This is a genomic window from Erwinia sp. BNK-24-b (assembly GCF_047456155.1).
Taxonomy (GTDB): domain Bacteria; phylum Pseudomonadota; class Gammaproteobacteria; order Enterobacterales; family Enterobacteriaceae; genus Erwinia; species Erwinia phyllosphaerae.
On the sequence record NZ_CP179901.1, the window covers coordinates 964,034 to 976,510 of the forward strand.

16 protein-coding genes are annotated in these 12,477 nt (G+C 52.4%); all 16 read left to right on the forward strand.

From position 1 onward, the window contains the following. Window positions 1–8 precede the first annotated feature (8 nt). The 16 genes from ACMGGR_RS04485 (at window position 9) to ACMGGR_RS04560 (ending at window position 12,476) form a co-directional block, all read left to right on the forward strand. Window positions 9–1,829 (forward strand): amylovoran biosynthesis protein AmsF, encoded by a 1,821-nt coding sequence (locus ACMGGR_RS04485; protein ID WP_414148255.1) that lies wholly within the window; start codon window positions 9–11, stop codon window positions 1,827–1,829. Between the two features lie 257 nt (window positions 1,830–2,086). Continuing rightward, the gene (locus ACMGGR_RS04490) at window positions 2,087–2,233 is read left to right on the forward strand and encodes an Rz1 family lipoprotein (RefSeq protein ID WP_414148908.1); all 147 of its coding nucleotides are present in this window, start codon (window positions 2,087–2,089) and stop codon (window positions 2,231–2,233) included. 74 nt (window positions 2,234–2,307) lie between these two features. Beyond that, on the forward strand, window positions 2,308–2,856 hold the full coding sequence (locus ACMGGR_RS04495; protein WP_414148256.1) for a hypothetical protein: 549 nt from the start codon (window positions 2,308–2,310) through the stop codon (window positions 2,854–2,856). A 3-nt stretch (window positions 2,857–2,859) separates the two neighbouring features. After that, complete coding sequence (locus ACMGGR_RS04500) at window positions 2,860–4,011, forward strand: DUF3383 family protein (protein ID WP_414148257.1); 1,152 nt, start codon at window positions 2,860–2,862, stop codon at window positions 4,009–4,011. Window positions 4,012–4,023: 12 nt separating this feature from the next. Beyond that, window positions 4,024–4,464, forward strand: coding sequence for a phage structural protein (locus ACMGGR_RS04505; RefSeq protein ID WP_246760672.1), 441 nt, complete (start codon window positions 4,024–4,026; stop codon window positions 4,462–4,464). Between the two features lie 3 nt (window positions 4,465–4,467). Beyond that, window positions 4,468–4,893 (forward strand): phage tail assembly chaperone, encoded by a 426-nt coding sequence (locus tag ACMGGR_RS04510; RefSeq protein ID WP_246760673.1) that lies wholly within the window; start codon window positions 4,468–4,470, stop codon window positions 4,891–4,893. 35 nt (window positions 4,894–4,928) lie between these two features. Next, entirely contained in the window at window positions 4,929–5,081 is a 153-nt protein-coding gene (locus ACMGGR_RS04515; RefSeq protein ID WP_246760794.1) for a DUF6889 family protein, read from the forward strand. Further along, complete coding sequence (locus ACMGGR_RS04520) at window positions 5,071–6,732, forward strand: hypothetical protein (protein ID WP_414148258.1); 1,662 nt, start codon at window positions 5,071–5,073, stop codon at window positions 6,730–6,732. Before ACMGGR_RS04515 ends, ACMGGR_RS04520 begins: the two co-directional genes overlap by 11 nt. Then, the gene (locus tag ACMGGR_RS04525; RefSeq protein ID WP_246760795.1) at window positions 6,732–7,295 is read left to right on the forward strand and encodes a phage baseplate protein; all 564 of its coding nucleotides are present in this window, start codon (window positions 6,732–6,734) and stop codon (window positions 7,293–7,295) included. The genes ACMGGR_RS04520 and ACMGGR_RS04525 overlap by 1 nt, the downstream gene beginning before the upstream one ends. After that, window positions 7,295–7,603, forward strand: coding sequence for a phage baseplate plug protein (locus ACMGGR_RS04530; RefSeq protein WP_246760675.1), 309 nt, complete (start codon window positions 7,295–7,297; stop codon window positions 7,601–7,603). The genes ACMGGR_RS04525 and ACMGGR_RS04530 overlap by 1 nt, the downstream gene beginning before the upstream one ends. Further along, on the forward strand, window positions 7,600–8,685 hold the full coding sequence (locus ACMGGR_RS04535) for a hypothetical protein (RefSeq protein ID WP_414148259.1): 1,086 nt from the start codon (window positions 7,600–7,602) through the stop codon (window positions 8,683–8,685). The genes ACMGGR_RS04530 and ACMGGR_RS04535 overlap by 4 nt, the downstream gene beginning before the upstream one ends. Window positions 8,686–8,715: 30 nt before the next feature. Beyond that, complete coding sequence (locus ACMGGR_RS04540) at window positions 8,716–9,372, forward strand: Gp138 family membrane-puncturing spike protein (RefSeq protein WP_414148260.1); 657 nt, start codon at window positions 8,716–8,718, stop codon at window positions 9,370–9,372. Next, complete coding sequence (locus ACMGGR_RS04545) at window positions 9,369–9,722, forward strand: hypothetical protein (RefSeq protein WP_246760678.1); 354 nt, start codon at window positions 9,369–9,371, stop codon at window positions 9,720–9,722. Before ACMGGR_RS04540 ends, ACMGGR_RS04545 begins: the two co-directional genes overlap by 4 nt. Beyond that, window positions 9,722–10,924 (forward strand): baseplate J/gp47 family protein, encoded by a 1,203-nt coding sequence (locus tag ACMGGR_RS04550; protein ID WP_414148261.1) that lies wholly within the window; start codon window positions 9,722–9,724, stop codon window positions 10,922–10,924. Before ACMGGR_RS04545 ends, ACMGGR_RS04550 begins: the two co-directional genes overlap by 1 nt. Then, the gene (locus tag ACMGGR_RS04555) at window positions 10,921–11,493 is read left to right on the forward strand and encodes a DUF2612 domain-containing protein (protein ID WP_414148262.1); all 573 of its coding nucleotides are present in this window, start codon (window positions 10,921–10,923) and stop codon (window positions 11,491–11,493) included. Before ACMGGR_RS04550 ends, ACMGGR_RS04555 begins: the two co-directional genes overlap by 4 nt. A gap of 2 nt (window positions 11,494–11,495) precedes the next feature. After that, window positions 11,496–12,476 (forward strand): hypothetical protein, encoded by a 981-nt coding sequence (locus ACMGGR_RS04560; RefSeq protein ID WP_414148263.1) that lies wholly within the window; start codon window positions 11,496–11,498, stop codon window positions 12,474–12,476. Window position 12,477 lies beyond the last annotated feature (1 nt).

The following is a 12,477-nucleotide window of genomic DNA, read 5'->3' on the forward strand; positions in this document are numbered from 1 at the left end:
AAATCAAGATGATTGAAGTTAATTCATTTGCAGAACTCCGTACCACGCAGCCTTCCGCTTCTGGTGAAATTGCCATGCTGAAGCGTTATTACGATAAGGACTCCACTTTTCAGGGCGGCGGTCGCTTTGTTGGCTTTCTTGATAATAAAGTAGCGGCATCGGCGGATGACGGCGGCTCTATGGCAGTGGCAACCAGCGGCGGTTATTACTGGAAGCGTATTATCGATAACGTCGAGGATATTAATATCTATCATTTCGGCGGCAAGCGGCTGCGTGGAGACAGCAGCTTTGATGCGGATAACGGTACGGTTAACCACGACGCCTGCGTAAATATGTATAAGTGGGGCCAGGCTTTCTCCTCGCCGGTAAGCGATACCACAAAAAATCCCGTGCATGGCGTAGGCATTCGTTTTCCTGCCGGCAAGTTCCTGGTTAACCCGGTCGATCTTACCGGCGAAGGTGAAATCAACTATTTCAGCCTGTACGGCGACGACGGCGAATACGGCATTTCGCCACGCACGATTATTATCTCTGATAAATCGGCCGCGACGGTATTCAAGGTTGCGGCACGCCGTACGGCCATTCGCGGGATCTTCTGGGATGGCCAGGCCGAGGCGGACACTACCACCAATACGGATGTTATCACTGCGGCTATGGTCAGCAACACCCAGCCGTTTTTTGAAAATACCGTTATCGAAGGGGAATACGTCAATATTACCTGCTGCCGTATCGAAAAGATTGGCGGCTCCGCGTTCAAGCTTCTGGACACGCTGGATACGCGCCTGGATCAGATTTACAGCAGTACTACCTATGCCCGCGTCTTTGACATTCAGTGGTCTGACTCCCTGGTGGGCAAATGGGATCACTCTACGGCGGTAGAGCTATCAAACTGTAATTTCCAGAAAGGCTATGCCGACGCCACGCTCTATATGCCGCGCGTTACCCAGGGCCTGATCCACAACGTCTGGATTGAGCATACCCGCTATCCGGGCGATTTGAGCAACGGCCAGTGGATTATTGACGCGCTAAGCATTGAATCTTCAGATAATCCCCTGAAGCTCAACTACACCAGAGCGACGATCCGCGGGTTGAGTCTACAGTCGGGCGGGAAAGTGGATTTAACTAAGGCAGGTACTTCCTGGCTCTCCGGCTATGAATATGGCTGGCGTCGTGATGAAAACTTCGGCACGGAAATGACCGGTTCGCTGAAGGCGGGATGGTATTCCGGCTATCGGGTCAGCAACAGCACCGACGCTGATAAATGGTTCCGCGTCGGCAAATTCTTCTTCCCGCACGCCAACCAGCACTGGCATCTGGAAATGCACGGTAAAACGCTGCGGGATACCGTTACCTTGCCTACGGACGCGCCTTTATTGACCAACGTTTGCGGTAAGGCTTATTTAAATCTTTATCGCGGCGCCAGCTCGGTTGGCGGCAACCTGCATTATGAAGGCGATGCGGGCGTGACGGACTGCATTGTGCGCACCAGCGACAGCAAAGGCCTGTATGGTGAAGTCTGGATTAAGCTCAAAGCGCAGTGTGGAGACGTAGTCGTCAATCTGAAAACGACCGGGCCATCGCGGTTCGAAGCCGGGGAATGCTCGCTGTTCAGCGCTGACTTCTCGGAAGTCACCGATCTGGACACCGATAACCGCGTCAAGCTGTCCACGGTAATGAACTTTCACAACGGCTCAGCCGGTTATGGTTTTGACAGCAGCGTCGTCACGCTGGCAACGGCGGTTGCCGATGCGCCAGCCTCGACCGCAACGCCAGCAGGCTATATCACGGTTAAAATTAACGGCGTTAACAGGAAGCTGGCTTATTTCTGATAAGCGAATAAGTTCAGTAATGAAATAAATGAACGCTAAAACAATAGCTCTTGTCGTTCTTTTTGTTGCTGCAATGGCCGCTGCGCAAACGGCGCATTATTACTACGTTCATTATAAAGAGACGCGTAATCAACTCGGCCAACAGCAGCAGCAGCTGGAGAACTTACGGCAGCGGGTTAATGAAAACGCCGCCCTGGATAAAAAATATGTTTTGCAAACGCAGCAGGCTAAAGAAAATATCCGCCAGCTTGAGCGCGATGTGGCTTCTGGCCAGCGCAGGCTGCAGTTCGCCGCCGGTTGTCACAGCAGCGCCGCGCCCGGCACCACCGGCATGGCTGATGCAGCCAGCCCCGGACCTGATGACGCCGTTAAACGGCATTATTTCACTCTCAGGGAAAGAATAAATACCGCGCAAATACAGATTGCGGGCCTGCAGGAATATATCCGTCAGCAGTGCCTGAAATAAAAAGGAGGTGGTTTGAATAATAACAGCAGTGAAACTGCGGGATGGCTGACGCCCGTTAGCGACGATCCCGCTTATGACAATACTCTGGAAGAATATATTAAAGGACTGGTTCAGGGCATTTGCGGTCTTGATGAGAATTATATTATTTCCGTAGATAGTGCGAATTTCTCTTCTGTTATTACAGCAAGCGAAAACAGCTGCGCTTTTACGCTTAATAAAATTTCCACCGAAGGCGATGCTGCGCTGGTTAATCAACAGGAGGAAAAGGCAGAGCTTTATCAAAACGAAATTATTGAATGCCTGCTGCATTTTTATGGTTCTGCCGCACAAGGCTACGCCGCCCGTTTTCGGGACGGCAGCCAGCTGTCGCAAAATCATGCGCAATTACAGCAGTTATCGCTCGGTATCAGGGAGTGCAGCCCATTGACGACCGCATCCGAGCTTATTAATGACACCCGGAAACGGCGTTACGAAATGACCGTCACTCTGGTTCGCAAAATTGTCCGTGAATACGGAATTCATTCGCTGGTGGCAACGCCGGTAACTATTTTTGGAGAATAAAACATGCCTCAAGGACTCCCTTTATCCGGAATCGTCAACGTCGACATTATTATGTCACCCGCTGCGACAGCAGGCCGTAATTTTGGCGCCATGTTGATTATGGGAACGTCGACCGTTATTCCGCTGACTGAACGCCTGCGCCTGTATACCAGTGCCGCCGATATCGGCACGGATTTCGGCCTGGATTCCGCCGAATATCAGGCCGCTTCCCTCTATTTTTCCCAGTCGCCGCAGCCGCAGCAGCTCTACATTGGCCGCTGGGCGAAAACGCTGGCTTCTGGCGAAGAAGGCAAAACGGAAACGCTAGCCGAGGCCGTGAACGCCGCGCTTGAATACGCCAGCTGGTATGGGCTTGCCGTAGCGACCGCAGCAGATGATGTGGTCAGCGATGAGGATATCCTGGCCGTTGCGGCGGCCATTGAAGCCGCTGGCCAGAGCCGCGTTTTCGCCGTCACTACCGCCAGCGAAGCCACGCTCAGCGCCACCTCAACCACCGATCTGGCGGCACGGCTTAAGGCAGCGGGCTATGCGCGCACTTTCGTGCAGTATTCCACCCACAGTCGCTTTGCCGCCGTTTCGGCATTTGCGCGCGCCTTTACCGTCAACTTTAGCGGCAGCAACACCACGCTGACGCTGAAATTCAAAACGGAGCCGGGCGTCACTTACGAAACGCTAAGCGCCAGCCAGGCCGCCGTGCTTGAAAGCAAACGGGCCAATGCCTACGTGCTGTTTGCCAATGACAGCGCCATTTTGCAACAGGGCGTGATGGCTAACGGCGACTTCTTCGATGAGCGCCACGGGCTGGACTGGCTGCAAAACTACGTGCAGACCAATCTCTACAACCTGCTTTATACCTCAACCAGCAAGATCCCGCAGACCGAAGCGGGCATCACCAGGCTGTTAAGCAACGTGGAAGCCTCTATGGACCAGGCCGTGACTAACGGGTTGATTGCGCCAGGCGTCTGGAACGGCGGCGCGATTGGGCAACTGGCCGCTGGCGACACGCTGACTAAAGGTTATTACGCGTATGCGCAGCCGCTGGCACAGCAGGCGCAGGCCGATCGCGAAGCGCGTAAAGCGCCGCTGATTCAGGTTGCCTGCAAACTGGCCGGTGCCGTGCACTACGCCGATGTTCAAATCAATGTTGTTCGATAAGGAAAAATAATTATGTCTGCATACTCATTTATGGATGTTACCGCATCTTTTACCGGCCCTGGCGTAGCGTTCGATCTGGGCAGCGGCTCTGGAACCTCAGAGGAAGGTATTGTCGTGACCATGAAGGAAAGTAAGAACAGCATGACGCTGGGTATTGATGGCGAAGGGATGAACTCTTTACTGCCGGGCAAGTCCGGTCAAATCACCATTAATTTACTGCAAACTTCCCCGGTAAACAAAAAGCTCTCCCTGGTCTATAACGCGCAGAGCCAGCTTTCTTCAACCTGGGGGAAAAATATTATCGTTATTCGCAATAGTTCTTCCGGCGAAATTATTACCGCGCGCGGCGTCGCCTTTCAGAAGCTGCCCGATCGTAAATTTGCCAAAGAGGGCGGCACCACCGCCTGGGTTTTCGACTGCATCAAAGTCGATATGGTTATCGGGGAGTATTAATCGATGGAATTTACGCTTAACGAAATCCCTTTCCGCATTGCAAAACTGGACGTGTTTCAGCAGCTCAAGGTTTCACGAAAACTTCTGCCGCTGCTGGCTGGCCTGCTGGCGGACATCAATACGGTGAAATCTGCGGCGGCAGCGGGCGACTATTTCCAGGTGCTGGAAAAAGCCCTGCCGGCCATTGCCCAGTCGCTGGCGAATATGAGCGAGGAAGATACCAATGCGATTCTGCATCCTTGCCTTGCCGTTGTCTCCCGGCAGCAGGGAAAAGGCTGGGTGCCGATCTTCTCTCAGGGCGTGTTGATGTTCGACGATCTGGATTTGCCCACCATGCTCAGGCTGGTATTGCGGGTAGTGGAGGATTCGCTGGGTGATTTTTTGCCCGAACTCCCCGTCAACAAGACTGCCGACCCGACAGCGGCCTGATGCTGGAAACGCTTCCTGACGGGGAAGATTTTCTGATGCGCCCGGTAGAGGCCGGGCTTATCAGCTACACCGCGCTCAAGGATGGCTCAGTGGATCTGGCGGATATTGGCCGCCTGAACGACTGGCTGGATCTGAAAGCGGATAATCAACACCGCATTGAGCAATGGAAACAGGCCAATGAACGCTGAAAATACAAAAAATTTTCTGATGGTGCTGGAAAATCAGCTGGCGGCGGAGGCCACCGGCTGGCAGAAAGTCAGGCAGCTGATCCAGCAGCCTGACTTTCAAAGCAACGACCAGACGGCAAAAGCGCTCGATTTGCAGAAAATCAAACAGACGGTCGAACAGGCAGGCAAAGCGCTGGTGGAATACATCAACCGGTTTGCCAGTCGCCTGGAGCAGCTCGGCACCAGGGCGAAAAATGCCGGAATGGATGCCGGCGATTTGAAAGCGCTTGAGTATGGTGCCGGACAAACCGGCTTAAGTAATGAGGCTATCGCTAAAGCCTCAGCGATGCTGACCACGCCAGGCGCGGAGGCGCGCCTGAATAAATTAGGCGTAAACACGCGCGACGCCAGTGGGCAGATGAAAGCGAGCAGCGAGATTTTCAGTGACGCCAGCAACACGCTTGGCGCACTGCCGCAGTCTCAGGCACTGGAAACGGCTAAGCAGCTGGGACTGGCACCCGATGTGCTGGTTGCCATGCAAAACGGGCTTGGGAAGTTTATCGGCGACTATAACCAGCTTTCCGCTTCCGTCGGCGTCAACATGGCGACTGCCGTCTCCGGTTCCGACCATTTTATGACGGCTCAGCGTAAATTTGACGAGGTAGTGGAGTTGCTACAAACCAAAAGCAGCGGGCGGCTAACGAATGGACTGGGCAATATTTTCGATAATCTGAGCAAACAGCTGCTGGATAATGCTCCGGACGTACAGCGCGTGCTGGATGGCGCGGTCACCTTACTGCTGTGGCTGGCCGAAACAGGCGAGCATGTAGCCATTCGCCTTATTCAGGCCGTAGCCGATCTAAGCAGCTGGTGGGGCTCTCTGGATGACACCACGCAGGGGCTGATTGGGGCGCTGGGCGCAGTAGCCGCCGCATGGCTGGTACTGAACAGCGCTTTTTTAATGTCGCCGATTGGCATTGTGATAGCGCTGGCCGCCGGGCTGTTTGCCCTCTATGACAGCTACAAAACCTGGCAGGAGGGCGGAAAGACATTTATCGATTGGGGTGCCTGGGCACCGGGCATTAATGCGGCCAAAGATGCGCTGAGCTGGCTGCTGGATAAGTTCACTAAGCTGAAGGACGGCACGCTTGACTGGAAAAGCGGTCTGCAAACGCTGGCCGCTTTTATGTCCGGAAACTGGTCACCGGCCATGACCGGCGCGGTAGATCGGGTTAAGGAATATTTTAACGGCTTTTTTACGGATATCGCGAATAAAGTGGCGAACAGTCCCGTCTGGAGCCTGCTCCGCAAACTGCGGATTATATCGGACAAAGATACTCAGGACATGCTCAACGCGTCACATCCTTTTACGATCTCACAGGAAGCGGCAAATCCACTGAGTGAGCAGCACGTTCGCATTCTGAACAACGTTATGGGCCTTTCCACCCTCGACAATATGATGGGCATGATGCCGTCAGGCAGAACCGGTCGGGCGCCCTGGCAAAATGAAACAGGGTCAGCAACGACGGATAATTCTGTGGGCGTGCAGCAGGAAACCAATATCTATGTGCAGGGCGTTAGTGACCCGCACCTGGCGGCCAGAAAAGTGGCTGACGGTCAGTTCGACGTTAATTCGCTTCTGGTACAGAAATTAAGAAGGGTGCCCGTATGATGGACTTTTCCCCCACGCTTTTTATGCAGAAAAAACGCAAGATCGGCCTGCTTATTCCTGATGTGGTCATCAAAGAAACCCACACGGATAAACTGACCCTGACCTCGCATCCGGTGGAGTCCGGCGCGAATATTACCGATCACGCCTGTATGGAGCCGGCGACGTTAATTATGGAGGTTGGCTTTTCCGGCGGCGGTTCACTGGTCGATTTTATGGATACCACCGCTTTTGGCCTTCAGGCTTATTTAAGCCCGGCGGAAAGCTATCAAAAATTGCGGGATCTACAAAGCAACAGGCAGCCGTTGAGCGTGGTAACGGGTAAGCGATTATATAACAACATGTTAATTAACCAGCTAACCGTCACCACGGATACAAAAAGTGAAAATGTGCTTTTTGCTTCGCTGGTGTTAACCGAAGTTTTAATAACCAAAACCCGCACAACGGACAGTGCAGAAAAAGAAAATATGACCCAGGGCGCAGCGACGTCTGCCGTGCAACATAACGGCAAGAAAGTGACTAAGCCAGGTCCGACGAACGTTTCGCTGATAAGAGGGGGCAGCTAATGAAAATTACTGAAATACCCCTGACGCCCGATAATCAACAGTTTGATATCTCGATTAATAACATCAACTATCAGATGCGGATCCTCTGGCGGGAAAATAGCTGGTTTCTCGATCTCAATGACGGCAACGGAGCGGCCATCATTACCGGCATCCCCTTAATCACGGGTGCAGATTTATTAGCGCAATATGCCTATTTGCAACTGGGTTTCGGCCTGTGGGTATTATCCGACACCACGTTAAATGACGCGCCAGGCGAGTACGATCTCGGTTATTCCGCCCATCTTTGCCTCGTTACGGAGGCGCTATGAGCATTAACTGGATGCGCTATTTTGAAATCCTGCTGGAAGATAACAAAGAGTCCGTCAGGCTTAGCGATTTAAAAGTTGAGTTTAAAATTGACACGGATGTGGCAAGCAGCGGCAGCAGCGCGGTAATTACCGTTTATAACCTGAGCCAGGCAACCAGTAACGCCATCATGCGCGGGGAATATAAAAAGCTGCGCGTGAGCGCTGGCTACAGCGGGGTTACGCCGGAAGTTAACAGCAGTGACCAGGAAACCATCCCGGTGGTGCCAGCCTGGATGGTGGGTAAGGTGCAGGAGAATCCGCCCGTTCAGGCCGAAGAACAACACTACGGCGAGATTTTTAGCGGTGAAATTCGCTATGCCTGGCTCGATAAAAGCGGAACGGGCACCGCTAACGGCGTCGATCGCGTATTAAAAATTCAGGCCATTGACGGCCACAAAGCGGTGATGGAGGCCTCGCTAAACACTACCGTAGCCGCTGGCTACGAGCCCGCCACGCTGCATACGTTAATGATGCGTAGTTTTAACCCTTATGGCGTAACCGCTGGCGCGACGGGAAAAATGCCGACAACCCGCTTTCCGCGTGGTCGGGTATTTTATCAAACCGCCGCTCAGGCGATGGATAACGTTGCCGCTCAGTGCCGGGCAAGCTGGCAGTTTGTTGACGGCAAGCTGCAAATGGTGCCGGAAGAGAATTACGTTAACCGCATTACCGTGCTCAACAGCCAGACCGGGATGGTGGCATCACCCACGTTAACTGCGGAAGGCATCACGCTTAAATGCCTGATTAATCCCACTATCAGCCTGCATAGCCTGGTGCAGGTTAATCAGGCCATGCTTAGCCAGACGTATTATTCGATGGAGGCGGTAAATAAAGCGGCCGCAAAGGGAGACGAGAAACAGCATCAGGCTAATAAAGCCGGGGATGAGCAAGGCAAGTTGCCTGCGGATATTTCTGCGGACGGCGTCTATATCGTCAAAGGCATCAGCTATCTGGGCGATACCAGAGGGACAAACTGGTATATGACCTTAACCTGCGTGGTGCGCGATAAGCAGACGCCGCTGGAAAGCACCACACATTCGTAACATTCTGCCCCAGCGGGCTCTGGAGTTTTTATGCCAGTTTCTATCCAGTCAGTTATCGGCGGGGAGGCGCAGGCGTATCGGGCTTTAGCGGACTCTGTGTCCTCAACCCTACGCGTCGCTTTACCCGGCATTATTCAGTCTTTCGATCCCGACACCGTCACCTGCGTTGTGCAACCAGCCATTAAGGGCAGCAGGCGCGACGCCAGCGACCAGCCGGTTTCACTCAGCTTACCGCTGCTGGTTGACGTTCCCGTGGTTTTCCCACGCGGCGGCGGCTGCACTATCACTTTCCCTGTGCAAAAAGGCGATGAGTGCCTGGTGATATTCAGCGATCGCTGTATCGATTTCTGGTGGCAAAACGGCGGCGTGCAGGAACCGGTCGATCCGCGCCAGCACGACCTTTCCGACGCGTTTGCGCTGGTCGGGCCGCAGTCACAGAAAGAAAAAATCAGCAACATCAGTACGGAAGCTTTGCAAATCCGCACGGACGAGGGCCAGGCCTTTATCGAGCTAAGGCAAAGCGGTGAGGTCAACATCACCAGCACGTTGTTAACGGTGAACGGCAACCTTCAGGTCAACGGGAAGATCGCTTCAACCGGCGATCAGGTCGCAAAAGGCGTTAGCCAGCTTGATCACGTCCACGGCGGCATCCAGAGCGGAAGCAGCTATACAAAGGGGCCACAATGAGATATCGACGAGAAGACCAAAACGGCGATTACGCGTTTGGCAAAGGGGACAATACTTTTCTGATCAATTCACCGGAATGCGTGGCGCAGGCGATTAAAACCCGTTTACAGCTTTGGTACGGACAGTGGTTTCTGGATACCACCGAAGGTACGCCCTGGCTGCAATCGCTAACCGGTAAGCAAAACAGTGCCGCGATGGAACTGGTGCTGCGCCAGCGCATTCTGGCAACCGAAGGTGTTAAGTCAATTCTCGCCTTTAGCTCTACTTTTATTTCATCATCCCGCCAGGCTGTTTTCACCGTGACGGTGGAAACGCTTTACGGTACGGCGACAATTACAAGCGAGGCATAATGGCTCTCAATGCAGACAGGCTGGGGTTATCGGCAACGATAACGGCCCAGGGGATCGGCGCGCCCGATTACCAGACAATACTCAGCACGCTGACCGGCTATTTTCGGCAAATTTATGGTACGGATGCGTATCTGGAGCCGGACAGCAAGGACGGTCAGATGGTAGCGATTGTAGCGCTGGCCATTCACGACGCCAACAACATGGCGATTGCCTGCTACAACTCGTTTTCTCCTTCAACGGCAACGGGCGATGCGCTAACGCGTAATGTAAAAATCAACGGCATCATGCGCAAACCGGCAACTAACTCGACGGTCGATCTGTTGCTGACCGGCACAACCGGCACCACCATCGTTAATGGCTCGGTCAGAGACAGCAACAACGTTATCTGGAATCTTCCGGCAACCGTGACGATTGAGACCACAGGCTCGGTAACCGTGACCGCCACCTGTGCAGACAGTGGGGCAATAGCAGCGGGGGCAGGGTCGGTGAATCAAATTAACACGCCTACCCGAGGCTGGAATGCGGTCACCAACCCCGGCGCTGCCGCGACGGGAAGCGCAGCCGAAACAGATGCTGAACTGCGAGCCAGGCAGGCGAAAAGCGTCTCCCTGACGGCCTTAACGACCTCAGATGCGCTGGACGGTGCGATTTCCAATATTGCTGGCGTGACGGAGCACAAGCTCTACCAGAACGATAGCGACAGCGCGGACGCAAACGGCCTGCCTGCGCATACCATTTCGGCCGTGGTAAAAGGTGGCGATGCGGCAGCAATCGCCGACGTGGTCCGTAAAAAGAAATCTTTGGGCGTTGGTACATATGGTAATACCACCATCACTATTTCCGACAGCTATGGCATACCGCAGCCAATTAGTTTTTCCCGCCCGGTCGCGGTGCCAATTTATCTGACGCTGGAGCTGAAGGCGCTGACGGGTTATACCAGCCCTGTCGCAGAGAAGATAAAAAAGACGCTGGCCGCCTATATTAATAGCCTGGGTATTGGTAATAGCGTGTTAATTAGTCGACTGTATTCCCCGGCTAACCTGACCACGGGTATCGACAGTACGGACAGCCAGTTTTATGACATTCTTGGTCTGCAGGCGGGCAGCAGCGAATCGGCATTATCGTCAGCTAATATCACCATTGGCTACAACCAATACGCCAGCTGTGAGGTAAATAATATTACTATCACGGTGACGTCATGAGTAAATATACCGATCTTATTACTAACTATCATCGCGGGAAGCCATTATTTGTTGACCATATTGATCTTGTAACAAGGCCTCAGCAGGAAACTATTTCTGTTTTCAATGAGATCGTTACGGCATTAGATATAGACAGCGCGACTGGCGACCAGCTGGATATTTTAGGCGAATGGATAGGGCGGGACAGGCGTATTAATGCGCCTGTCGAAGACTATTTTTTCACCTTCGATAAGGCTTCGCTGGGTTTTAATCTGGGAAGCTGGAAAGACAGGTACGAACCCGATTCGGGCATTATTAACGTTGATGATGAGGATTATCGCACCATGCTGCGCGCTAAAATCGGCGCAAACCGATGGGACGGAACGGCGGATAGCCTGCCTGGCATACTGCAAAGTATCTATCCTCAGCAGGATATAAAAATAACCTTTACCGATAATCAGGATATGACGGTAACGGTTTATGTTACGGAAAAAAATATTTCTACCATTACCTCAGAGATTATTAAGCAAGGTTATCTGGCCATCAAGCCTGCCGGTGTCGCGGTAAACTATAAAATTAACGGAGAATAGATATGGCAAAAAATGATTTTAAGCCCTTTGCAACGGGTGAAGGTGCCAACGTGCTGTCGCAGGCAGAATTTGAAGCGCTAGATGCAGTAGAAAATGGCTTTCAGACCGGTATTGCGAGAAGCGAACAGTTAAATAAGGTATGGCGTCAGGCTTCGACCATAGCCTCAGTTGTCGCAAGCTTTATGGCTGACAAATCCGGAAGTGATGTCGTCGATAACGGTGACATTGCTACCCTACAGGCAACTTTATTGAAGGCACTATTGAGTAATTCGAAAGCTCAGCTGGATAGCCACTATTTGCAAACCGAAAAGAATCTTGCGGATCTCAACAGTGCGGAAAAAGCACGAGGCAATCTTGGCCTTGGCAGCCTGGCTTTAAAAAATAGCCTTAGCGCGGCAGATGTAGGGGCGTTTCCTGCAGCGGGGGGATCCGTAGGAAGTCAGGGGATTAAATCACCTGGCGTTTTCGTGAATAACCATACTATGCCTGGAAACAGTCAAGGTATGTATATGCTATGGAACGAAACCAACGGCGGCGGTGAAGGGGCATTAGTTTGTAACAAAGGTACTGGCGACGGCGGGTTTGTACTTCGTACTGTTAACTCTACCAATACCGTTGAAACAGGTAGGATAACAATTAATGGTAGCGGCGATTTGAATACTTCTCGCAACCTGACTGAAATGGGACAACGCGTCTATAGTCCAAATAACCCTCCTTCTCAATTGAATGGGGGAGGCTGGTTCAAGGATGTTGCGACAGGATTTATTATTCAGTGGGGAACGACATCGAACGGGTCAGCTAATATTGAAAATCACAATTACAACATTGCTTTTCCACATGCTGCTTTAGTTACTATTGGTACGCTTGGTGTAAACCAGGATCCTGGACGGGTTGTTTATTTGCAATCCACAAATAATACTGTATTTTCTTCCAGAACCACAAGTAATGGAATTGGGTTTTCTTGGATAGCTTTAGGATACTAAT